We start from the raw sequence: 21,505 nt of genomic DNA on the forward strand, positions 1-21,505 counted from the left end.
AAGGCCCCCTTCCGGAGGGCCCACGGCCCCGCTAAGATCTCATCATGATCCGGATTGTCCCCTTCCCGCTCCGTCCTGCGCTGCCGATCCTCGCCTGCGCGATTTCAGCCATCATCCCTGTCGCGACCACGGCGAATCCCAGCCCCGAGATCGCCCTCGGCCGGCAGGTCTACGCCGCCCAATGCGCCTCGTGCCACGGCGTGAACCTCGAGGGACAGACGAACTGGCGCGAGCCGGGGCCGAACGGCCGGCTTCCTGCGCCACCGCATGACGTCTCGGGACATACCTGGCATCATCCCGATGCCCAGCTGCTGGCCATCATCCGCGACGGCACGGCGGCGCTGGTCGGCAACGGCTACCAGAGCGACATGCCGGGCTTTGCGGGCAAGCTGACCGAGGCGGAGATGCGGGCCGTCCTCGCCTTCATCAAGAGCACCTGGCCTGACCGGGCGGCCGAGTATCAGAGGCAGGTCTCGGGCGAATGAGGCTGGCCCCTTCATCCAGGGGGCGAAAACGGAGGCAAGGATGAGAATCGGCATCATCGGAGGCACCGGCTGGCTGGGATCGGCGCTGGCGCGGGGGCTGCTTCGGGCGGGGACGGCGCCCGCCGATCTCGTGATCCTGAACCGCAGCGGGCCGCAGCCCGGCCATTTCGAGCATCCCGTGGCCTGGGCGCGGGACGTGGCCGATCTGGTCGGGCAAAGCGACATCGTCGTGGTCTCGGTCCGTCCCGAGCAGTGGCCCGCGCTCGGCCTGCGGGCGGAGGGGCGCCTTCTGATCTCGTTCATGGCCGGCGTGCCGCTTGCGGCGCTTTCCGCGACCGGCGGCCGCGCCGTGCGGGCGATGCCCAACGCCGCAGCAGAAATTGGCGCCTCCTACAGCCCGTGGCTGCCGGCCGCCGATGTCACCGAGGCGGACCGGCAGGACGTGTCGCTGATCCTCTCGGCCATCGGAACCTCGGACGAGTTGGCATCGGAGGACCAGATCGACCTGATGACGGCAGTGTCCGGTTCCGGTCCCGCCTATCCCGCGTTGATGGCGCTGGCGATGATGGAATTCCTGCGCGAGCGCGGCGTGGCGGAGGGCATCGCCCGTCGTGCTGCCGAAGCGACCGTCTGTGCCGCGGCACAGCTGCTGGCGGGCAGGATCGAGACCGCGCCGGACCTCGTGCGCACCTTCATCGACTATGCCGGAACCACCGCCGCCGGCCTGCAGACGGCCGGGCGGGCGGGCTTCGGCACCGCGCTGCAGGCCGGGCTGGCGGCGGCGACCGCTAGGGCGAAGGAGATGTCGGAGCCCCGCTAGCCGCCGGTTCAGGGTGTGGCGACCGCTGCGCAGGGTCGCGGCCAGCGCCGGCCATCACCGCCTCGCCCGGCCCGCGAGGGCTTTGCGTCCTGCGACACGCGGGCCGGCGCGCGGTTTCCTTGCCGGCGCGATCCGGCTCTCCGACCTTCAGGGTTCGTCAACTCTCGGAGGATAACGTCGAACCCGGTATGGACCTTGCAGAGTCCTTCCGTGGTCGCCTTGCATCCCAAGGATAGGTCGCCTTCGTGCGGCACATCGGGAAAAGCTTGCGGCCTCGATCCACCATCGCGAGGTCCTGATGACGATCAAGATAAGGCTGGCCAGCGGTTTCCTCGTCGTCCTGCTCCTGTCGGGGCTGGCAGCCGCCTTTGCGCTGCAGGGCTTCAAGGGCCTACAGGCGAACATGAACGCGGTGATCGACGGCGAGGTGCAGCACGTGCTGAACGCCCAGATCCTCAAGTCCTCGGGCGTGCGGGTCAGCAAGGCCATCGCCGAACACGTGCTCAGCAAGGACCCCGAGGCGATGCAGCGGCTCGAGGCCGTGCTGGCGACCGCCGAGAAGGATCATGCCGACGCCCAGACCCGCCTGAAGGCGGCGGCGCTCGATGCCGGCGACCTCGAACTGCTCGACGGATACATCGCCATCCGCGACCGCATCGCCGCGATCACCGCCGAATCGCTCCAGGCCTCGCGCGAGAAACATTTCTATGCCGCGCGCAGCCGTCTGTTCGACCCGGCCTTCGTGCAGATGCAGGCGGATGCGGACGGGCTGGTGGACAAGTTCATCGCACGCCAGTTCGACCAGCTGAAGGAGATCCGGCTGGATACCTTCGTGAAGGCGCGCGACGCCAAGGGCCTCCTGATCATGCTGATCCTGCTGGCAGGCTTCACGGGCACCGCCGCAGCCGCCTGGATCATCTACTCGATCGGCAACGGGCTCGACCGTGCGTTGAGCCTCTCGGAACGGGTGGCGGGGGGCGACCTGAGCGCCACGGCCGAGGCCGAGGGCCGGGACGAGATCGCCCGCCTGCTTCGGACGAACAACGCCATGACGCTGAAGCTGCGCGAAGTGGTCGGCGGGACCATCACGGTGACCCGGCAGGTGCGGTCGGGCAGCGCAGAGATGGCCGCCACCTCCGAGGCGCTGTCGCAGGGCGCCAGCGAGCAGGCCGCCTCGGCCGAGGAGGCTTCGGCTTCGGTCGAGCAGATGGCGGCCAACATCCGGCAGGCGGCCGAAAACGCCGCGCTGACCGAGCAAATGGCGCGCGAGGCGGCCGAGAAGGCCCGCGCCTCGCGTCTGGCGGTGGACGAGGCCGCCGAGGCGATGCGCGGAATTGCCGGACGCATCCTCGTCGTGCAGGAGATCGCGCGCCAGACCGACCTTCTCGCGCTCAACGCGGCGGTGGAGGCCGCGCGCGCGGGCGAGCATGGCCGCGGCTTTGCGGTGGTCGCGGCCGAGGTGCGCAAACTGGCCGACCGCAGCCGGATCGCCGCAACCGAGATCTCCTCGCTCTCCACGGGGACGGAGCGGGCGGCGGGCGGCGCGATCGACATGCTGAACTCGCTCGTTCCCGACATCGAGAACACGTCGCGCCTCGTCACCGACATCTCCGTTGCCTCGCGGGAACTGGCCGCGGGCGCCGAACAGGTGACCCTCGCCATACAGCAGCTGGACCGGGTGACCCAGCAGAACGGGGCGGCTTCGGCGGAACTCGCACAGGGCGCCTCGCGCCTTTCCGCGCAGGCCGAGCGCCTGCAGGACACCGTGGCCTATTTCCGGCTCGAGGGAACCGGCGACACACCCCCGCCGGAGGGCACAGTGAGCCCCGGCGTCGGGGAAGACGAGGGCGAGCCGGAGGAGGATCCGCATGCTTCCGAGGTCCGGTATCACGCGGTGAGGATGCGGGCCTGACACCCTCCGTCCCGGGCAGGGCCAGTCCGGGATGCCTTCGGCTGGGGCCGCCCGGAGCGCGTGACCGGCGGCGGCGGGCAGTCCCCATCTCAGCGGGGCGGGCCAGACTGGCTTTGATGATGGGTTGGGTAGCCCCTCCTGACGGCACTTATGTGCCACAGTGATCCAGACAGGATCAGGAGGAACCCGCTATGAAGGACGTCTCGATCATCGGCGTTGACCTGGCGAAACAGGTTTTTCAACTGCACGGAGCGACAGCAGAAGGCGAGGTCGTGTTTCGCAAGAAGCTGTCGCGCAAGCAGTTTCTCACGTTCATGCAGTCGCAGTCCGGGTGCATCATTGCGATGGAGGCCTGTGCCACCGCTCATCATTGGGCCCGGACCTTGTCGGCCATCGGGCATGAAGTGCGCCTGATCGCCCCGAAATTCGTCAAGCCGTATGTGAAGAGCCAGAAAAACGACATGGCGGATGCCGAGGCGATCGCGGAAGCGGGCAGTCGGCCGACCATGCGTTTCGTCGAGGTGAAGACGCCGGAGCAGCAGGGCCTCGGCATGATCTTCAGGCTGCGGGATCTGCTGGTAGGGCAGCGGACGCAGATGATCAATGCCTTGCGCGGCCATCTCGCCGAGTTCGGGCTTGTCGCCGGGAAGGGGCGGGAGAACGTGGACAAGCTGCGGACCGTTCTGGAGCCGGGCGCAGGGTCAGACGATCTTCCTGCTGTGGTCCGCCACATGGCACAGCTTTGCTTTGATCAGATCGACGATCTGTCGCAGAGGATCACCGAGCTTGATACGCAGATCGCGGCGGCCAGCAAACGTTCGCGGTTCTCAGCCCGACTGCAAAAGATGCCCGGCATAGGCCCTATTACCGCGATGGCATTGGCGGCTTTCGCGCCACCGATGGAGAGCTTCCGTCAGGGAAGGGATTTCTCGGCTTGGCTGGGCCTCGTGCCGCGACAGCATTCCAGCGGCGGCAAGCAGAGGCTCGGCCGCACGAGCAAGTCCGGCCAGCGCGACATCCGGCGCTTGCTGATCATTGGCGCGATGGCCGTAATCTCCGGGACCAAGATCCGGCCACCCGCAGAAAGCTCGTGGCTGGGGCGGATGCTGGCACGCAAGCCACGGATGCTGGCCGCCATCGCATTGGCGAACAAGATGGCCCGCATGCTTTGGGCCATGATCACAAAGAACGAAGAGTTTCGAGGGGGACCGCTGATGGCGAACTGACGAGGTCAGCAGCACCGCCTCGAAATGCGGGAGAAGCTGAAGCTTGTATGAAATCGATCGGACAGATCGGGGTTGGGGAAACCAGTGTCACATGGAGAGCTTCGAGCTCGTTTTGATGTTTTGACCACAACCCGCGCATCCCATACCGGCCATGGAGCAAAGCGCTCCGACGAAAGGCCTGACACATGGACGCATTCGATCGTATCATGCTAGCCGAGGCGACAGCCCGCTAAAACCGGGGCTACCCACACATGATGTGACGTGCCGACAGTCACCATCCCTCCACTACCGGCCCCCGGCGGCGGCGCGGGCAGACCTCATCTCCGGTGGGGGGCAGGCCGGGCTGCCTTTGACCTCGCCCCGGGGCGACTGTCACCCTCTTTCGCGAAGCGGATGGCTGCGGCGTCGGAACCCCGGCCGTCGGAGGCTTCACCACAGAGGCCCGGCGGTTGAGCCGGGCGGTTTCCGCGGAACAGCGCGCAATCGGCGATTGACACGCAGGGGGCACGTGGCCTCCCATCTACGCCAACGCAGATCCGGTGCCAGTTGCTTCATGAGCCTGATTTCCAGTTTCATCCGCGCGAGACGTCAAGTGCCTGCGCCACTGGCGCGGCCGTGTCCGGCATGACCGGTCGGGGCCAGACAAGTCCCGTCCGGCCCCCCCCGGCGCATCGCGGCGATGCGCATTCCGACGCCCGCGCAGATCCTGCCCGCCTCGCCGCAGGCGCAGCCCGGCCCCGCTTCGACCTCAGGGAGATCCCGGGCACGGGGATCCGCGTGTGCCGGGTCGACTCCATGGGCCAGGGGTTCTCCACAGGCCGCGGGATCGGACCAGCCGGAGAGCACGACCTCACCCTTCTGGCCCCCGTCGCGGGCCGCCTGCAGGTCCGCCTTGGCGGGGCTGCCTATGACGTCCCGGCCGACGCGGTGATGGTGGCGCAGTCCGGGCCGAACGTCAGGCTGCTGCTGTCAGGCGCCGATCGGCCGCACCTCATCTACCTCATGACACTGCCGGTGCCCGGCTTCGGGGACGGGATGCCGCACGCGGACCGGGGCTGCTGCCTGCCCTCGGGGCAGGTGACCGTTCTCGACCCCGGGTGCGCGGCGCGGCTGCGGGAGGCCCTCGTGTCCACCGTCGAGGGCGTGCTCGGCCCGTCGGCCAGCCTGCTCCGCCATCAGGACCCGTGCGCGGTGCCGTCTCGGCTGCTCGACCTCCTGCACGACGCGATCGGGCCGCAGCGCGTTCTGGCCAGCCTTCGGGTTCGGCGGGCAGAAGAGCTGATGCGCCTGCGCGCCGACGAGCCGCTGTCGATTGCGGATCTTGCGCGCGAACTGGATCTGGGGATGCGCAGCCTGCAGATTGCGTTCCGGAAGGTGCGGGGCACCGGGCCGCGCGAGGTGCTGACCGGCATCCGGCTGAAGAATGCACGGCACCGCCTCATGGTCGCCGATGCGACGGCCAATGTGACGCGAATCGCGCTCGACAGCGGCTTCACCCACCTCGGCCGGTTCTCGGAGGCTTACCGGGACGCCTTCGGAGAACGCCCGGTCGACACGCTGCGGCGCGCCCGCCGCCCCTGACATGGCCTGCAATGTCGGCGCGACCAGGGCGGGCTGCCGCGCAGCGGCGGAGGGCAGGCCACTGCCGCATCGGCCTCGGAGAGCGGCGGCCGGCCCCGCAGCGGCGACGGAGGATCCTCCCTCCTGCGGATGTCAGGGCTTCATCTCGACCCAGTCCGAGATCTCGTGCCCGTCGTCCGGAACGGTGCAGGCGACCCGGCGGCTGCCATTGTCCGCGCGCAGGATGATCTCGCTGTAGCCGGGCCGAAGCGGGCTCACCTTCTCGACCGTCGCCTCCTGCCCGAAGGTGTAGAGACATTTGTTCAATGCAGCCTTCGGTGCGGCGGGGCCGGCCTTGTGGGCCACCTTGGTCTTGCCCGCACCGGAAACCGCGACACCCAGCAACTTCCGGTTGCGGTCAAACCTGCATTCGACCATCCCCGGCCGGCCGTCCAGCTGGACGTTGACGGTGAACTGGCCGCGGTTCTGCTCGACCGGAAGGATGATCAACTCGCTGCGGCTGGCATCGAGGCGCACCATGGCCTCTTCGGCGCAGTAGCGGGAGAGATCGTCGGCCGAGACGATCCTGGCCTCGGACGGCGCGGAGGGGCCGAAGAGGGCGATGACTGCAAGAAGGGCGGCGCGGATTCCGGTGCGACTGGACATCGTGGCATCTCTCCCCGTCAGGCCGCGACCTGCGGCCGGTTCTGTGCCGGTCTTGGTGGCACGATCCGCCGCGCCGCCGCTATCCGCTTTGCGAACCGCAGACTTGGCGGCAAGTGGGCATGCGATGCCCGGACGGGCACCCGTCGCGCTGCGCGGAAAGCCTGACGATTGCGACGTCTGGCTTCGCCGCGGGAAGAGACTGCCGCCGCACCCATGGAGCGCTGCGGTCGCCTTCGGCGGGATGGGGGCAAGGCCGGCGGGAGGAGCCGGAGTGGCCCGCCGAACCTGTTGGCGCCTGCATCGCCACGCAGTGGGCCGCCTCGCTGCCGACGCGGACCCGCGTCTTTCGCTTTCCGGATAGAGCGCGGATGGCCCGAGGTCTAGCCTCGGCATGCCTGACCGGGGGCTGAAAGGACAGTGCGCGCCGGCCGACGATCCCGGGGAGGTTACCCGACACCCCTTGCAGTGCCATGGAGGCGGCTCCCTCATGACGAAGACCGCATTGTGCCTTGTCGCAACTCTTGCCATCGGACTGGCGGCACAGCCGCTGTCCGCAGAAACGTCGGACGGCGAGAAGCTCGCCGCCGCGCTGGCGATCCTCGGGATTGCGGCGCTCGCCCACAGCGAACACCATTACAGCGACGGCTACCGCCCCGAGAGCGGCGAGGAGACCGCGGAGTTCGAGCGCGGCTACCGCGACGGCCTGCATGGCTATGCCTACCGGCCGGACAACGGGACGCGCGGCTACGAGCAAGGATACAGCGCCGGAAGCCGGGAGCGCGAGAACAGCATGGCGCATCGCCGCCAGCCGGCGCACGCGAAGGCTCCGCCGATGGCGATCCAGGGCTGCGCCCGGCGGGTCGCCCAGAACTTTGCGGTGCCGGTGCGGGACGTTCACATCCTCCGCTCGCAGTCGCCGCGCAAGCACGAGTGGCAGATCGAGACGGCCGTCGGTCACCAGCACATGGTCTGCAAGATGCGCGATACGGGCGAGGTGCTCGACCTGCGCGGCGGCCGGATGTGAGATGCGGGTGCAGGCGCCGGGCCTGTCCGCAGATCCGGCGCGCGGCACCTCCGGCCCGGGACGGGCGGCACACCGAACCACCGGGGGCCACCCGGCCGAGCCCATCGAAGCAGGGAGAGGAACAATGCCCGATCCGAAGCTGAGACTAGTCGCCCTGCTGGGCGCGGGCCTTTTCCTGCTGCCGGCAGGGGCTGGCCAAGCAGAGGCCACGCGCACGGTCGAGATTGCGGCGGCCGCCGCTTCCGCAGGGACCGTCACCGAGGGCAGCCTGCGCGGCAGCGAGAGCATCCGCTACATCCTTCATGCCGCCGCCGGGCAGATCCTGTCGGTCGATCTCGCCGCCTCCAACGGCGCGCTCTTCTTCACCATCCTGCCCCTCGGCGGGAACGAGGCGCTCTTCGACGGCTCCGTCTCGGGGAATGTGGCGGATGTCACGGCCCCGGCGGAGGGCGGATATGCCGTCGATCTCCAGCTGATGCGCAGCGCCGCGCGGCGGAACGAGCGGGTCAGCTATTCGATCGGTCTCGGGGTTGGCGGCCCGGATTTCGCCGACGGGCTCGCGGGCGGCCCCGACTGGTGGCAGGTGAGGGGGCTCGAGGCCGACGCGGTCCTGAACATCCGGTCCGGCCCGGGGATGCGCTATGGCGTGATCGGCAAGGTCCGGACCGGCGAGACGATGCAGAACCGCGGTTGCCGGATGTCGGGCGCGGATCGCTGGTGCAGCATCCGGGTGCAAGGCTCCGGGGTGCAGGGCTGGGTCGCGGGGCGGTTCCTGGCGGAGGCCGCGCCGCCGCAACCCGCCGCCATGCCCGAGGGAGGACCGAAAGGCAACGGCTTCCCCTTCGACGCCACCGGCTCGATCCCCTGCGCCACGGCGGCCGGCGCGCCGATGCGGCAATGCCTGTTCGGCGTGATCCGCAGCGGGCCCGGCAATGCCGGGATCTGGATCGCGACCGGCGAGGGGCGCGAGCGGCAGATCCTGTTCGAGGGGAACAGGCCTGTCTCGGCGGATGCCGATGCCCCGCTGACCTTCTCGAAGACGGAGGACCTTTTCACGGTAGGCGTGGGGGACGAGCGCTACGAGATCCCGGAGGCCGCGGTCAACGGCGGCTGACGCGAGGCCCCGGCACAGGCGCCAGCGAGGCCATGTCCCGGCTTTCCGCGGCCCCTGAAGGCGGGCGCGGACGCCACACTGCGCGGCACCGGGCCGGGCTTCGTCCTTTCTTAACGCCGCCGCCGCTATGGTGCGGATCGCGTCATGTGACGCTGTTCCCGGGACGGCGACAGGAAGGCCGCCGTCCGGACCGCAAGGATGCCACGGTTGCCCCTGATCGCTGCAAAATCATCCGATGCTGCCGCCGTTCCGCCCGCGAGGGAGGGTGAGGTTCCGTTCGGCTTCGACGAGATCTTCTTCTCGCGCACCGACGGACGCGGAATCATCCGGGCCGGCAATTCCGTCTTCCGCCGCGTCTCCGGCTATGAGCCGGCACAGCTGATCGGCGCCCCGCACCGGATCGTCCGGCATCCGGCCATGCCCAAGGCGGTGTTCCAGCTGCTCTGGGACCGGCTGAAGGACGGGCGCGCCACCGGAGCCTATGTCTGCAACCGGGCAAGCGACGGGCAGGCCTACTGGGTGTTCGCCATCGTCGTCCCGATCCACGACGGCTACCTGTCGGTCCGGATCAAGCCCGGGGCCGAAAGCTTCGCACAGGCGCGGCTGCTCTATGCCGACCTGCTGGATGCCGAGGCGCGCGGGCTCGCGCCATCCGAAGGCGCGGCCGAGTTGCGCCGACGCCTCGCGAGGGCGGGCTTTCCCAGCTACGAGTCCTTCCAGGCGCAGGCGCTGGCCGCCGAGGTCGCGCACCGCGCCGGCTCGATCGGCCGGCCCCAGCCCGATCACGCGCCCGCCATCAGGGCCGCGCTCGCCGCCGACGGGATCGAGTCGGAACTCGCCAGCATGCGGCGCATCTTCCGCGAGGCGGTGCGGATCGCGCTGAACCTGCGCATCCACGCCTCGCAACTCGGCCACCTCGGCCGAGCCCTCAGCGCCATCGCGGACAATTACGCGCTGCTCTGCAACACCATGGCGGTCTGGATCGATCATCGGATGGCCGAGACGGCGGATTTCAACGATCTCGTGCGATCGGCGAGCGCGAGCCTTTTCCTGACGAATGCCACCGCCCTTCTGGACGAGATGTCGGACACCTTCGCCGGCGACAGCGAGACCGGCCTTGGCGATCCCGAGGCCGAGCGCGCGCAGCTCGCCGGGGTGGCGGCCGACTACCGGGCAAGGGCCGGGGCGTGCAGGATGCGCGCCGCGCGGGACGCCGTCACCCTGGAGTCCCACCTGCTCGAGATGCGCCACCACGTGACCGGCCTCGACGCGATCCGCATGCTGTGCCGGGTCGAAAGCAACCGGCAGGGCCGGACCGACGGGACGCTCGACCAGATCGTGAGCCAGCTCGACCGGTTCCAGCAGGAGCTGGCGCTGTGCCTGAGCCGGACGATGTCGCTGGGCCGCGAGGTCCGCATCCTGGCGACCACGCCCTGAGCGGTCCCCGCTCCGTCGCGGCAGGGATGGGCCTGTGCATCGGAGGCGCCGTGAACCGGCGGCGTGGCGCGTCCTCCTTCCCGCTCCGCAGCCGGTCCTTCCGTCGCAAGCCCGTCCTTCACCGTCGGACCTGACGGGGGGACGAGCCCGCGCGCCGATCCGGGTGGCCGAAAAAGTTTGATCGGGCGCAACCTCAAGGGCCCGAAGGATGCTAGAAAGGTGCCATGAACAGGCACCTGCGCATCTTCGGACGCCTCTCCGCGCATGCCGCTCCGCAAGGGGGGCGTGGCGCGGCCGGGACGCCGGCGGCAGCCGTCCGCCCTTCCCCCGGCGAGGCCGCCTGATGGTGCGCGCGCTCCGCCTTCCGTTCCGAAGCGGCGCGGCGCGGGTCCTTCTTCTGACGCTGCTGGCAGCCTTGGCCCTGCTCGCCTTCCGGCCGGGCGCCCTGCCACTGACGCAGGCCGAGCTGTTCGCCTCGGCCGTGGCGGGGATGGAGATCTGCCACGACGGGGGCAGCCAGCCCGTCGCGGGCGACGAGGGCGGCTGCGTCCTCTGCCACCTGATCGCGGGCGCCTCGCCCGAGACCGCGCCGGCGGCGCATGGCTTCGTCGCGATCCGCTACACAAGGCTCGCCCCGCCGCTGGCAGCCACCTTTGCCGACCTCCGCTCGCTTCGACCCGCACAGGCGCGCGGCCCTCCGGTTTCGGGCTTCCCTTCCGCCTGAACGATGGAACCGGCGCCGCTGCGCGCCCCCGAACCGGATCGGACCAATGAAGACCACCCTTCTTCTGGGGGGCGCCCTCTGCGCGCTCGCCCTTCCCGCGCTTGCCGACATCAACGTCACCGACCTGCGCGGCCGCACCGTCACGCTGGAACAACCCGCCCGGCACGTGCTTCTGGGCTTCAACTACGAGGATTTCCTGGCCGTCACCGGCCCCCGCGGTGCGGAAAGGATCGCCGCCCTGTCCAGGACGCCCTGGGCGGACTGGCGGCCCGGGCAGTGGGCGGCCTACACCGCGGCGCTGCCCGCGCTCGCAACCCTGCCCGACGTGGGCGACACCGAGACAGGCACTTTCTCGGTCGAGGCCGCCATTGCCGCCCGGCCGGACCTCGCCATCCTCGCGGGCTGGCAGTTCGACACGCTCGGCGAGGGAGTGGCACAGCTCGAGGCGGCCGGCATCCCGGTCGTGGCGATCGACTACAACGCGCAGACCGTGGCGGCACACGTCGCCTCCACCCGCCTGCTCGGCGCGGTGATGGGCGAGCCGGAGCGCGCGGAGAAGCTGGCCGCGCTCTATGAACGGAAGATGCAGGATACCGCCGCACGCGTGGCCGCATCTGATGCGCCGCGCCACACGGTCTATGTGGAGCTGGCCCAGAAGGGGCCGGGCGAGGTCGGCAATTCCTACGGCAAGGGCATGTGGGCCGGCGTGATCGAAGGCGTCGGCGGCGAGAACATCGCGACGGGCCAGATCGAGAACTGGGGCCCGCTGTCGCCGGAATACGTGCTGGCCCGCCAGCCCGAGGTGATCCTGCTGGCCGGATCGGAGTGGAAGAACAAGCCCGAGGCCGTGCTGCTCGGCTTCGGGCAGGACGAGGCGCTGGCGCAGGATCGGATCGCGGCCTATCTGCGGCGCCCCGGCTGGGCAGACTTGCCGGCGGTGCGCGAGGGTCGCGTCTACGCCATCTACCACGGCGGCGCGCGCACCCTGTCGGACTACGTCTACGCCCGCGCCATCGCCAAGGCGCTGCATCCCGCCGCCTTCGCCGACGTCGATCCCGCGGCGGAACTGGCTGAGTTCTATGCGGACTGGCTGCCGGTCGAGCCGAACGGCCCCTTCGTGGTGCAGGCGAAATGACTGTCGCGCTCTCGATGGAAGGCGGGGCCATCCGCCGCGAGAGCGCGGGCCGGCTGGCGGTGCTTGGCGCCGCCACGCTGGCGCTTCTTGCGCTGGCGCTGGCCGATCTCGTCACCGGCCCGTCCGGGATGCCGCTGGGCAAGGTGCTGGAGGCGCTTGCCGCCGGCCCCGACGGCGCCGACCGCGGCGCGGCCACGATCCTCTGGCAGCTCCGGATGCCGCAGACCCTCACCGGCACGCTGGTGGGCGCGAGCCTCGGGATCGCGGGCCTCGTGATGCAGACCATCCTCGCCAACCCGCTGGCCAGCCCCTACACGCTGGGCTTCTCGGCCGCGGCGGGGTTCGGCGCGGCACTTGGCATCATGTTCGGCGGGCTGCTGCCGCTCGCGGTGTGGATCGTCGTCCCCGGCGCAGCCTTCGCGATGACGTTGCTGGCCTGCGGCCTCGTCTATCTGGTCGCGCGTTTCCGCGGCGCCTCGCCAGAGGTGCTGGTGCTGGCCGGCATCGCGACGCTGTTCTTCTTCCAGTCGCTGCAGTCGCTTCTCCAGTTCCTTGCCGCACCCGAGGTGCTGCAGCAGATCGTGTTCTGGCTGTTCGGAAGCCTGCTGAAATCGAGCTGGACTTCGGTTCAGGCGATCCTGCTGATCCTGTGCATCGCGGTGCCGATCCTCGCACGCGACGTCTGGAACCTGACCGCGCTGCGGCTGGGCGAGGCAAATGCATCAAGCCTCGGCCTCGACATCGAGCGGCTGCGGCGGCGATGCTTCGTGCTGGTGGCGCTGCTGACGGCGGGCGCCGTCAGCTTCACCGGCACCATCGGCTTCATCGGCCTGATCGCGCCCCACGTCGCCCGGCGCATGGTGGGCGAGGATCATCGCTTCGCCCTGCCCGCGGCCGCCCTGATGGGCGCGGTGCTGCTGGTGGCGGCTTCGGTCGCGGGCAAGCTGATCTCGCCCGGAGCCGTGATCCCGGTGGGCATCATCACCGCCATCGCCGGCATCCCCATGTTGCTGGCGGTGATCCTGAAGGAAGGGGGAAGATCATGAGCCTCCACGTCGAGGACCTGTCCGTCCGCCGGGGCCGGCGCGAGGTGCTGGCGCCGGCGGACTTTTCCCTGCCGCCCGGCTGCGTGGCCGGCGTGGTGGGGCCGAACGGCGCCGGCAAGTCCAGCCTGCTCGCCGCGGTGGCGGGGCTTCTGCCCGCGGCCGGGCGGGTGCGCTGGCAGGGCCGTCCGCTGAGCACGCGGGAGGTCGGTTTCCTCCCGCAGAGCTTTGCGGTGCGCTCGCGGCTGACGGTGCTCGAATGCCTGCTGCTGGGGCAGCGCGAAAGCCTCGGCTGGCGCGTCCTTCCCGACCAGGTGGCGGCGGCCGAGCGGATGCTGGCGCGATTTGGCCTGTCTGCGCTCTCCGACCGGCCGATGGAGGCGCTCTCGGGCGGCCAGCAGCAGCTGGTGTTGCTGGCACAGCGGCTGCTGCGCCGGCCGGTCCTGCTGGTCCTCGATGAGCCGACGAGCGCGCTTGACCTGCACCACCAGTTGCAGGTGCTTCGCCATGTCCGGGCGCATGCCGGGGAAACCGGCGGCGTGGTTCTGGCGGCACTGCACGACCTGACGATGGCGGCACGCTTCTGCGACCGCCTGCTTCTGGTGGAGGCGGGAGAGCTGGTGGCCGAGGGGCCTCCGGCCGAGGTCCTGGACGAGCCGCGCGTCAGCCGCACCTGGCGGATCGGCGTCGAGATCCTCGCCTCGCGCGAGGGCCGTCCCGTGATCGTGCCGCACTGATGCCCGCCGGGGTCGCATGGCCCGATCCCGATGCCGGCGTTCGCCCCGCGGTCGCGGCACCCGAAGCCTCAGGGCGTCCGATGGACCTCGGAAGGGCGACGGTGCACCTGTCGCCGTCCGGCAGCGTAACCCCGGGGCGGGGCTCCGGCGTCAGGGCGCCCTGCACGGTCGTGCCGTCGCCGCACAGGCGGGCGATGAGGATGGGGGCCGGCTTCGAACCACGCGGCCCCCGACCTTCTCGCGCGGTGGCGCCTCAGGGCCCATCCTGTCCGCCATCCGTGGCGGGCTCGCGCGGGGCGACCCACGCGACGAGCAGGTCATAGAACACGCCAAGGACGATCGGGCCGAGGAACAGCCCGATGAGCCCGTAGGACAGCGTCCCGCCCACCACCCCGAGGAAGATGACAAGTGTCGGGGTCGATGAACCCCGGCCCATGAGGATGGGCTTCAGCACATTGTCCATGAGCGTGAGCGCCAGGAGGATCGCCGTCAGCGCGGCGGCAGGGACGGTGTCGAAGGTGAGCCACGCCCAGACGATCACCGGAAGCACGACGATCCCGGGGCCGATCTGCACGATGCAGAGGATGAGGACGGCGAAGGCGAGCAGGCCTGCGGCCGGCACCCCCGCCACCTCGAAGGCGAGGCCGATCAGGATGGCCTGGAGGAGCGCCACGCCCACCACTCCGCGCGAGACGTTGCGCACCGTCGCGCCGGCAAGGTCGACGAAATGGCCGCCGCGCGGTGGGATCAGTCGGCGCGCAAGAAGCCGGCCGCCCTCGACCATCGTGCGCCCCTTCACCAGAAGGAACCCCGCGATGACGATTGCGGCCATGAACTTGACGAGGTCGAAACTGAGCGAGGAAAGAACCCCCAGCGCCTTCATCCCGATGGGCGCGAGCATGTCGCGATAGCGCAGAAGGGCCTCGTCGAGGTTCGTCGCGGCGAGGTGCCACGCCTCGCTCAGCCTGTCGCCGACAAGCGGCACGTCGGCGAGGCGAGCGGGCGGCGGCGGCAACGAAAGCGTCCCGCCCTGCGCGCGGGAGGCGAGCGCCATCACCGAGCCGATGAAGTTGTCGACAAGGGCGGCCACGGGTCCGATCAGAAGGGCAAGCAGGCCGATGCAGACCAGCGCCGCCGCAAGCCTCGGCCGGCCGCCGAAGCGCCGCGCCAGCATGAGGTGCAGGGGCGCCAGCGTCACGGCGAGGATGGCGGCCCAGATGAAGATGGACGCGAAGGGCCGGACAAGCACCAGCGACCAGTGGACGAAGAAACCCAGGACGACGAGGCGAATGGCAAGGTCGGCGATCCGGCCCTCGACCTCCTCCCCCCACACCGGCGGCTTGTCGGTCACGGCGCCCCCCTCTTGCGTAGCGACACGCGTCAGAACTTCCAGCGCGCGCCGACGAGGACCGTGCTGATATCCTCGTAATCAGCCCCCGGGACATCATCATGGTCATAGACGCGGTAGCCGAGGAAGGCCTCAAGCCCGATGTCGGCGAACTGCTGGACGGCCGTGACGCCCCAGGACCCGGACTCCGATCCGACCGTGCCGAAGTCGCTGCCGTCGTAGATATCCGCAGCGATCGCCGTCTCGCCGACCGGGACGAGATCCCCGCGCCACCCGAGCTTGGCATAGAGATACTGACCCTCGTCCGACATCTGCTCGCCCATCGCGAGCGTCAGGTTGAGGCCCGAGGGCAGATGCGTGGCCGAGGCGGAGGCCAGCGCCTGCTCGGTCATCTCGCCGTCGTCGTCCTTCCAGGAATAGCCCATCGCCGCATCGAGGGCGAAGGTGTCGTTCTCATGGCCGTAGCGCAGGGCGGCGTCGTAGTAGGTCGCGTCGTCGTCCTCGCTCAGCACGTCGGTTCCGGCGGCGGCCGAGATCGTGAAGCCGGAAAACTCGGGCGTGTCGTAGCGCAGGCGGAATCTGCGCGACCCGTCGAGGTTCCTGAAGACGCCGCCGATCGTGACGTCCGACAGGGCCTCTCCGTCGCGGAAGAAGAAGCCGCCGGCCGTGTCGGCAAGGTTCGAGTATCCCGCGAGGCTCGTGCCGGAGTTGTCGACCTCGGCCGCGCCGTCCGTCGCCATGCTGCCCTGACCAAGCCAGATCGCGCCGAAGTTGCCCGAGGAGACCACCTCGAGCTTGCGGATGTCGGTCCGCTGCCAGTCGATCCAGTTGGCGTCCTCGGTCTGGCTGGTTTCGGCTGTGTTCTTGATGCCAAGACCGGTCTCGAGGTTGAAGCGGAAGCGGTTGTCGAAGAGCTTGCCGTCGATCCAGAAGCCGACGCGGCTCGTCGAGTTCGAGTTGTCGACGAAGCTGTCGTAGGTGTCCCTGCCGTCGTCGACACCCTGATAGGTCAGGTTGACCTGCCCGTAGAAGGTGACGGTCGTCCCCGCGGCGTTCGAGAAGGTCAGATCCGCGGCATGGGCCGGCAGGGTCAGCACGGCCATCAGCGGTAGGGTGATCAGCGCGCATTTCAGTCGCATCGTAGGTATCTCCCCGCCTGAAGGGTCGCGGTCCGGCAATCAGGGTGCCGTCGGTCCGAATGGAGGCATGGGCAGGCTCATCATCACGCGGATGGCAAAGGCCGCGGCCCCCGGTGGACGCTGCGCGTGCAGGGTCTCGGCTTCCTCGGCGGCCTCCATGATCCTCTCCCGGAACGCTCGGCTTCGCCAGTCTAGGGGGGCGGCTTCCACCTTCTAAGGGTGCGGCAGTAAGTTACCGTTAACGCACGCCCGACTGTGCGATGGCCGCGGTCCGGCCCCGCAGCGGTCCGATGGTATCGACGATCATGGAAATCAGGTCCGGGTGGATCTGGCGAAACGCCAGATCCTCGCGGAGGCGGCCCAGCAGGCCGGGCGAGATCCGTTCCGCTTCCTCGAGACAAGCCATGGCCTCGTCATGGCGCCCGAGCGGGATCAGCGACACCGCACAGGCGATATGTGTCTGGGCAACCGACGGCGCATTGATGGATCGCGCCTCGGTCAATGCCTGCTCGTAATTGCCTTGGGCAAAATGGTAGAGAAAGAGGCCCATGCGATACTGCTCGCTTTGCAGCGGGTTGCGCTGGAACGAGGCTGTGAGCAAGGGAACGGCGACGTCCCAGTCCATGCGGGCCGCGCTGCGAAATCCCAGTTCGGCGTTCAGCTCGCTGTCGTTCGGGTTGAGCGCGCAGGCGACCTTCAGCGTCTCGATGGCCTTCTCGGGGTAGCCCGAGAACCATTCCGCCACACCAAGCGCATGATGCGCGCGCCCCGACCTCGGCGCGAGCTGGACGGCCCGTTTCGCAAGGGCGAGCGCCCGCTCGATCGGCCGCGGATGATCGGGCCCGCAGTCCAGTCCGTAGCGCGCCGCGTCGCTGTAGAGCAGGGCGAGGCAGGCATGTCCCGTGGCGAACTGGGGGTCCTCGGCGATCACGCGTTCGAGGTCCTGACGCAGGGGCTCGAACCGGGTGAAGTCCACCGTGCGCCAGTAGTCCTGGAAATCGACCAGCTTCTGGTAGGCGGCGAACTGTGCCGGCATCCGGCCCGCCATCTCCCGCGCCTGGCTGTCCATGATCCCGTCGCGCTGCGCGATGAGCGATGCCACCTCGCCCGCGATCCCCGCGCAGACCGACACGAGTTCCGCAGGATCCAGCGACGGCCCGATCACGCGCTCGATGCTGTGGGACCAGATGTAGCGGCCCTCGTGCGCGTTCTGCAGCAGGAACTCCGCCCGAATGGCCGACTGCGTGATCGTCAGGTTGCCCGTCAGCTCGTAGTCGATCTCGACCCGCGCTTCCCTGTCCGCTTCCGACAGCGCGGTGCTCGTCCCGAAGCCGTAGACGAAAAGCTCGGTGAAGCGGGTAAGCGCCGAGATCACCTGCAGCGTGAGGGTCCGCGCCAGATCGGGCCAGTCCGCGGACCAGCACTGCTGCTCGAACGAGCGGACCATGACATGCGGCGCGCGGGAATGCAGGTCGGGCGGCTGCGTGCCCGGTCGGCTCGGCTGGTCGAGCTCGAACGACGGCATGTAGCTGCCCTTCGGGATCGTGATGCGGAGTCCGGTTTCGGTGCCGTGGGTGAGGTAGTGATACTGGAGCGAGCGCCGGAGGCGTCCCGCCTCGATGCGCACGATCGGATCCTGCTGGGGATCGAAGCCGTCGCCGCGCCCGAACACGCTTGTCCCGATGCTGTAGGCCTTGATGCGCTCGCCCCGCCCGGCCAGCGTTTCCTCGACCACATATCTCAGGAAGCGGCGGTTCCTGTCCGTGGTCTGGAAACTCGGCGACCGGAGGATGCGGTCGAGTTCTGCGAGAACCATGTCCGGCGGCACCGCTGCATCATCGTCCATGTCGCCCTCGCTCTGGTCACTCGTGCAACTTGTCCGTTCCCGTGGCGGTAACGGTAACATACTGGCCCTGACGAGTCACCGTGAGCTATTGATCTATGGCAGCATAGCGTTCGGGCGATGCCATGTTTGATCTGGATGACGTTCTGGCCCGCTTCCCCGAGCGGGCGAACGACATACGCCGCCTTTGCCTCAAGGATACCCATTTCCGGTCGATCTGCGAGGACCTTGGTCTGGCGTACAGGTCCCGCATCGGCTCCGGCTTGCCGGAGGATGCGGGCAGAAGCGATGCCGCGCGCGAGCTTCGCGCCCTGCGCGACGAGCTCGAGATCGAGCTTCTGGCCTACCTGAACGCGCGGTCCGACGCGCGCAGCTCCGGTTGCTGAGGCCGCGGCCGGCCCGGGGGCGGCCGTAACTGTAAGATACATGCCTGCAATGGAGCGGCCCCCGTGCCGGGCCATAGGCTCTCTGCGAGGAACATCAGCCGAACCCCCGGCCGACGGTCGGCGGTTCATCAGGGAGGTCACCATGAACAAGCGCCACCAGGCGTCGCAACCTGCGGCCGGACCCAGCGCGGATCACTTCTTCTCCATTCCCGGCGCGCGCGCCGACAACTGGCGCAGGCTCCATTCGCTGGCACGGGACTGGGCGCGGGGGTCGGGTGACGCCGAGGCCGTGCGCGAGGCCTTCGCCTTGCTGACCTCGGTCGAGGACTTCTTCGCCTATCCCGGCCGGACACTCCTCGCGGCGCTGACCAAGCGCATCGGAAGCGGGGACGCGGCGGGGGTCGCGTCGCTCGCGCAGCGGATCTCGGAAGCCATCCTGACCCGGTCCTACAAGGAGGAGGCGAACGACTGGGAAACCGACGAGGCGGCCGCCGACGCGCCTCCGGACCTCGGCTCCACCACGATGACGCCCGGCCGCGCGCGTCGCCCCTACTTCGAGATGCTCGTGGTGGCCCCGGGCGCCGCAACGCGGGCCGAGCACATGATCGCCGGCCTTCGCGCGCTCAGGCGGCCCGAGGATGCGATGGTCTACGAGGGCGTCCCGGTCCCGAGCTTCGAGGATGCGATCCTCGCCGTCGTCCTGAACCCGGCCATTGCCGCCGTTACCCTCTATGAAGGGTTCGACCACCGCACCGCCAAGGACGTGCCCATCCTGCGCAGCTTCCTGGCCTCGGCCGGGCTCGACGCCGCTCAGATCGCGGGCGACGACCTGCCCTTGTCGCTTGCCAATGCGATCAAGCGCATCCGGCCCGAACTGGACATCTACCTTCTGTCCGACCGGCAGGTCGAGCATGTCGCGGGCGACCCGCGGGCGGCGAACGTGCGCCGCGTGCTCTATTCGGTCGAGGAACTGCTGGAACTGCACCTCTGCGTGCTCGAGGGGGTGGCCGACCGCTTCCGCACGCCGTTCTTCGACAACCTGAAGAAATACGCGATGCGGCCGATCAGCACCTTCCACGCGCTGCCGATCGCGCGGGGCAAGTCGGTCTTCAAGTCCGACTGGATCCGCGACATGGGCGAATTCTACGGGCTGAACATCTTCCTGGCCGAATCCTCGGCCACCACCGGCGGCCTCGACAGCCTTCTGGAGCCCACGGGCAACATCAAGGAGGCGCAGGACATGGCCGCCCGCGCCTTCGGGGCGGACCATGTGTTCTTCGTGACCAACGGCACCTCGACCTCGAACAAGATGGTGCATCAGGCGCTGATCGCGCCGGGCGACATCGTGCTGCTCGACCGCAACTGCCACAAGTCGCACCACTACGGGCTGGTGCTGGCGGGCGGCCAGCCGCTCTATATCGAAGCCTATCCGATGACCGCCTATTCCATGTATGGCGCGGTGCCGCTTGCCTCGATCAAGAAGGCGCTTCTCGACCTGAAGGCCGAGGGGCGGCTCGACCGGGCGAAGATGGTGGACCTGACCAACTGCACCTTCGACGGGCACATCTACAACACCCGGCGGGTGATGGAGGAATGCCTGGCCATCAAGCCGGACCTGATCTTCCTCTGGGACGAGGCATGGTTTGGCTTCGCCCGCTGGTCGCCCTTCCTGCGGCCGCGCACCGCGATGGGAGCGGCCGAGGCGATCGAGGCATGGATGAACGATCCGGCCTCGGTCGAGGCCTACGAGCGGCAGCAGAAGGAGCTTGGGGCGGACCCGTCCGCCGAGGCGCTGCTGCAGACGCGGCTCATCCCTGATCCGCGCAAGATCCGGCTGCGCGTCTACCAGACGAATTCGACCCACAAGTCGATGTCGGCGCTGCGGCAGGGGTCGATGCTTCTGGTCAAGGACATCGACTTCGCGTCGGTCGAGGCACAGTTCCACGAGGCGGTGTTCACCCATGCCTCGACGAGCCCCAACCAGCAGATCATCGCGAGCCTCGACGTGGCGCGCCGACAGATGGAGCTGGAAGGCTACGGGCTTGTCGCGAATGCGATCCAGATCGCGCTCGACATCCGGCGCGAGGTCAACTCCCACCCCGTCATCTCGAAATACTTCCGCGTGCTGGGCGCCGACGACATGGTCCCGGCCGAATACCGCGAGAGCGGCTTCACCGACTTCTTCACCCCGGGCACCAACTGGGAGACGCAGGTGCGCTCGATGCACGAGGACGAGTTCTGCCTCGATCCCACGCGCATGACGCTGGTCTGCGGCACGGCGGGCTTCGACGGAACCCAGTTCAAGAAGCTGATGGCCGACGCCTACGACATCCAGTTCAACAAGACCTCGCGGAACTCGGTGCTTCTGCAGTCGAACATCAACAACACCCGCAGCGACGTGGCGCATCTGATCCGCGTGCTGCTGGAGATCTGCGGCCAGATCGACCGCGGCCTTGCCAGCGGAGGCGAGAATGCGAGGAAGGCCCTCGCGGCGCGGGTGAAGTCGCTGATGGAGGACGTGCCGGACCTGCCGAACTTCAGCCACTTCCACGAGGCCTTCCGCTGGGATGCGGGCAAGACGACCTGGGAAGGCGACATGCGCTCGGCCTTCTACAGCGCCTATTACGCCGAGGGCTGCGAATACCTTCCGCTCGACAGCCCGGACGTGGATGCGCGGCTGGAGAAGGGCCCCGAGATGATCTCGGCCAATTTCGTGATCCCCTATCCGCCGGGCTTTCCCATCATGGTGCCGGGGCAGGTCATCACGAAGGAGACGATCGACTTCATGCGCAAGCTCGACGTGAAGGAGATCCACGGCTTCGAACGGGCCAAGGGGCTGAAGCTCATCCGCCCCGATCACGCCAAGGACCACATCCGGAAATAGGCGGGCGCAACAGGGAACCCTG

Annotated in this window: 18 protein-coding genes; 14 read left to right on the forward strand and 4 right to left on the reverse strand. The window is 69.0% G+C overall.

All coding sequences use genetic code 11. The features are described 5' to 3' along the window. The first annotated feature begins 44 nt into the window (after nucleotides 1-44). The 5 genes from CK951_RS17435 to CK951_RS17455 all read left to right on the forward strand — a co-directional run bounded on the left by CK951_RS17435 (nucleotide 45) and on the right by CK951_RS17455 (nucleotide 6,024). Nucleotides 45-485, forward strand: a complete 441-nt coding sequence (locus tag CK951_RS17435) for a cytochrome c (RefSeq protein WP_096787505.1) — start codon at nucleotides 45-47, stop codon at nucleotides 483-485. Nucleotides 486-525: 40 nt separating this feature from the next. Then, entirely contained in the window at nucleotides 526-1,305 is a 780-nt protein-coding gene (locus tag CK951_RS17440; RefSeq protein WP_096787506.1) for a pyrroline-5-carboxylate reductase, read from the forward strand. A gap of 298 nt (nucleotides 1,306-1,603) precedes the next feature. Next, entirely contained in the window at nucleotides 1,604-3,217 is a 1,614-nt protein-coding gene (locus CK951_RS17445) for a methyl-accepting chemotaxis protein (RefSeq protein WP_232520779.1), read from the forward strand. Nucleotides 3,218-3,408: 191 nt separating this feature from the next. Next, entirely contained in the window at nucleotides 3,409-4,443 is a 1,035-nt protein-coding gene (locus CK951_RS17450; protein WP_096786879.1) for an IS110 family transposase, read from the forward strand. A 795-nt stretch (nucleotides 4,444-5,238) separates the two neighbouring features. Continuing rightward, on the forward strand, nucleotides 5,239-6,024 hold the full coding sequence (locus tag CK951_RS17455; RefSeq protein WP_198402502.1) for a helix-turn-helix domain-containing protein: 786 nt from the start codon (nucleotides 5,239-5,241) through the stop codon (nucleotides 6,022-6,024). A gap of 132 nt (nucleotides 6,025-6,156) precedes the next feature. Here CK951_RS17455 and CK951_RS17460 read toward each other — a convergent pair whose 3' ends face one another. Further along, entirely contained in the window at nucleotides 6,157-6,669 is a 513-nt protein-coding gene (locus tag CK951_RS17460; RefSeq protein WP_096787508.1) for a hypothetical protein, read from the reverse strand. Nucleotides 6,670-7,156: 487 nt separating this feature from the next. On the opposite strand from CK951_RS17460, the gene CK951_RS17465 reads away from it, so the two are divergent. From CK951_RS17465 to CK951_RS17495, 7 genes are all read left to right on the forward strand, one after another. After that, nucleotides 7,157-7,693, forward strand: a complete 537-nt coding sequence (locus CK951_RS17465; RefSeq protein WP_096787509.1) for a hypothetical protein — start codon at nucleotides 7,157-7,159, stop codon at nucleotides 7,691-7,693. A gap of 124 nt (nucleotides 7,694-7,817) precedes the next feature. Next, nucleotides 7,818-8,807: an SH3 domain-containing protein gene (locus tag CK951_RS17470; RefSeq protein WP_096787510.1), complete on the forward strand. Its 990-nt coding sequence runs from the start codon at nucleotides 7,818-7,820 to the stop codon at nucleotides 8,805-8,807. Between the two features lie 207 nt (nucleotides 8,808-9,014). After that, complete coding sequence (locus CK951_RS17475) at nucleotides 9,015-10,244, forward strand: PAS domain-containing protein (RefSeq protein ID WP_232520780.1); 1,230 nt, start codon at nucleotides 9,015-9,017, stop codon at nucleotides 10,242-10,244. Between the two features lie 343 nt (nucleotides 10,245-10,587). Next, on the forward strand, nucleotides 10,588-10,968 hold the full coding sequence (locus tag CK951_RS17480) for a hypothetical protein (RefSeq protein ID WP_096787512.1): 381 nt from the start codon (nucleotides 10,588-10,590) through the stop codon (nucleotides 10,966-10,968). Nucleotides 10,969-11,014: 46 nt separating this feature from the next. Further along, nucleotides 11,015-12,103 (forward strand): ABC transporter substrate-binding protein, encoded by a 1,089-nt coding sequence (locus tag CK951_RS17485; RefSeq protein ID WP_096787513.1) that lies wholly within the window; start codon nucleotides 11,015-11,017, stop codon nucleotides 12,101-12,103. Continuing rightward, complete coding sequence (locus tag CK951_RS17490; protein ID WP_232520781.1) at nucleotides 12,100-13,149, forward strand: iron ABC transporter permease; 1,050 nt, start codon at nucleotides 12,100-12,102, stop codon at nucleotides 13,147-13,149. The genes CK951_RS17485 and CK951_RS17490 overlap by 4 nt, the downstream gene beginning before the upstream one ends. Then, entirely contained in the window at nucleotides 13,146-13,883 is a 738-nt protein-coding gene (locus tag CK951_RS17495) for an ABC transporter ATP-binding protein (protein ID WP_096787515.1), read from the forward strand. The genes CK951_RS17490 and CK951_RS17495 overlap by 4 nt, the downstream gene beginning before the upstream one ends. Before the next feature lie 253 nt (nucleotides 13,884-14,136). Here CK951_RS17495 and CK951_RS17500 read toward each other — a convergent pair whose 3' ends face one another. From CK951_RS17500 to CK951_RS17510, 3 genes are all read right to left on the reverse strand, one after another. Beyond that, a complete protein-coding gene (locus CK951_RS17500) occupies nucleotides 14,137-15,234 on the reverse strand; it encodes an AI-2E family transporter (protein ID WP_096787516.1) in 1,098 nt (365 codons plus the stop codon). Between the two features lie 29 nt (nucleotides 15,235-15,263). Continuing rightward, a complete protein-coding gene (locus tag CK951_RS17505; RefSeq protein WP_096787517.1) occupies nucleotides 15,264-16,370 on the reverse strand; it encodes a porin in 1,107 nt (368 codons plus the stop codon). A gap of 238 nt (nucleotides 16,371-16,608) precedes the next feature. Beyond that, nucleotides 16,609-18,216 carry a tetratricopeptide repeat protein gene (locus CK951_RS17510; RefSeq protein WP_096787518.1) on the reverse strand — a complete coding sequence of 536 codons (1,608 nt, stop codon included), beginning with the start codon at nucleotides 18,214-18,216 and terminating at the stop codon, nucleotides 16,609-16,611. A gap of 122 nt (nucleotides 18,217-18,338) precedes the next feature. Here CK951_RS17510 and CK951_RS17515 point away from each other — a divergent pair, with 122 nt between their 5' ends. After that, nucleotides 18,339-18,599 (forward strand): hypothetical protein, encoded by a 261-nt coding sequence (locus CK951_RS17515; RefSeq protein WP_096787519.1) that lies wholly within the window; start codon nucleotides 18,339-18,341, stop codon nucleotides 18,597-18,599. A 142-nt stretch (nucleotides 18,600-18,741) separates the two neighbouring features. Further along, nucleotides 18,742-21,483, forward strand: coding sequence for a decarboxylase (locus tag CK951_RS17520; RefSeq protein WP_096787520.1), 2,742 nt, complete (start codon nucleotides 18,742-18,744; stop codon nucleotides 21,481-21,483). Nucleotides 21,484-21,505: the final 22 nt, after the last annotated feature.

The organism is Rhodobacter sp. CZR27 (assembly GCF_002407205.1).
In the GTDB taxonomy this organism is placed as follows: Bacteria; Pseudomonadota; Alphaproteobacteria; order Rhodobacterales; family Rhodobacteraceae; genus Cereibacter_A.

What these genes read in the sequence shown, in the direction of transcription:
- CK951_RS17435 (WP_096787505.1), top strand. Translation starts at nt 45, where the DNA reads ATGATCCGGATTGTCCCCTTCCCGCTCCGTCCTGCGCTGCCGATCCTC.
- CK951_RS17440 (WP_096787506.1), top strand. Translation starts at nt 526, where the DNA reads ATGAGAATCGGCATCATCGGAGGCACCGGCTGGCTGGGATCGGCGCTG.
- CK951_RS17445 (WP_232520779.1), top strand. Translation starts at nt 1,604, where the DNA reads ATGACGATCAAGATAAGGCTGGCCAGCGGTTTCCTCGTCGTCCTGCTC.
- CK951_RS17450 (WP_096786879.1), top strand. Translation starts at nt 3,409, where the DNA reads ATGAAGGACGTCTCGATCATCGGCGTTGACCTGGCGAAACAGGTTTTT.
- CK951_RS17455 (WP_198402502.1), top strand. Translation starts at nt 5,239, where the DNA reads ATGGGCCAGGGGTTCTCCACAGGCCGCGGGATCGGACCAGCCGGAGAG.
- CK951_RS17460 (WP_096787508.1), bottom strand. Translation starts at nt 6,669, where the DNA reads ATGTCCAGTCGCACCGGAATCCGCGCCGCCCTTCTTGCAGTCATCGCC.
- CK951_RS17465 (WP_096787509.1), top strand. Translation starts at nt 7,157, where the DNA reads ATGACGAAGACCGCATTGTGCCTTGTCGCAACTCTTGCCATCGGACTG.
- CK951_RS17470 (WP_096787510.1), top strand. Translation starts at nt 7,818, where the DNA reads ATGCCCGATCCGAAGCTGAGACTAGTCGCCCTGCTGGGCGCGGGCCTT.
- CK951_RS17480 (WP_096787512.1), top strand. Translation starts at nt 10,588, where the DNA reads ATGGTGCGCGCGCTCCGCCTTCCGTTCCGAAGCGGCGCGGCGCGGGTC.
- CK951_RS17485 (WP_096787513.1), top strand. Translation starts at nt 11,015, where the DNA reads ATGAAGACCACCCTTCTTCTGGGGGGCGCCCTCTGCGCGCTCGCCCTT.
- CK951_RS17490 (WP_232520781.1), top strand. Translation starts at nt 12,100, where the DNA reads ATGACTGTCGCGCTCTCGATGGAAGGCGGGGCCATCCGCCGCGAGAGC.
- CK951_RS17495 (WP_096787515.1), top strand. Translation starts at nt 13,146, where the DNA reads ATGAGCCTCCACGTCGAGGACCTGTCCGTCCGCCGGGGCCGGCGCGAG.
- CK951_RS17505 (WP_096787517.1), bottom strand. Translation starts at nt 16,370, where the DNA reads ATGCGACTGAAATGCGCGCTGATCACCCTACCGCTGATGGCCGTGCTG.
- CK951_RS17510 (WP_096787518.1), bottom strand. Translation starts at nt 18,216, where the DNA reads ATGGACGATGATGCAGCGGTGCCGCCGGACATGGTTCTCGCAGAACTC.
- CK951_RS17515 (WP_096787519.1), top strand. Translation starts at nt 18,339, where the DNA reads ATGTTTGATCTGGATGACGTTCTGGCCCGCTTCCCCGAGCGGGCGAAC.
- CK951_RS17520 (WP_096787520.1), top strand. Translation starts at nt 18,742, where the DNA reads ATGAACAAGCGCCACCAGGCGTCGCAACCTGCGGCCGGACCCAGCGCG.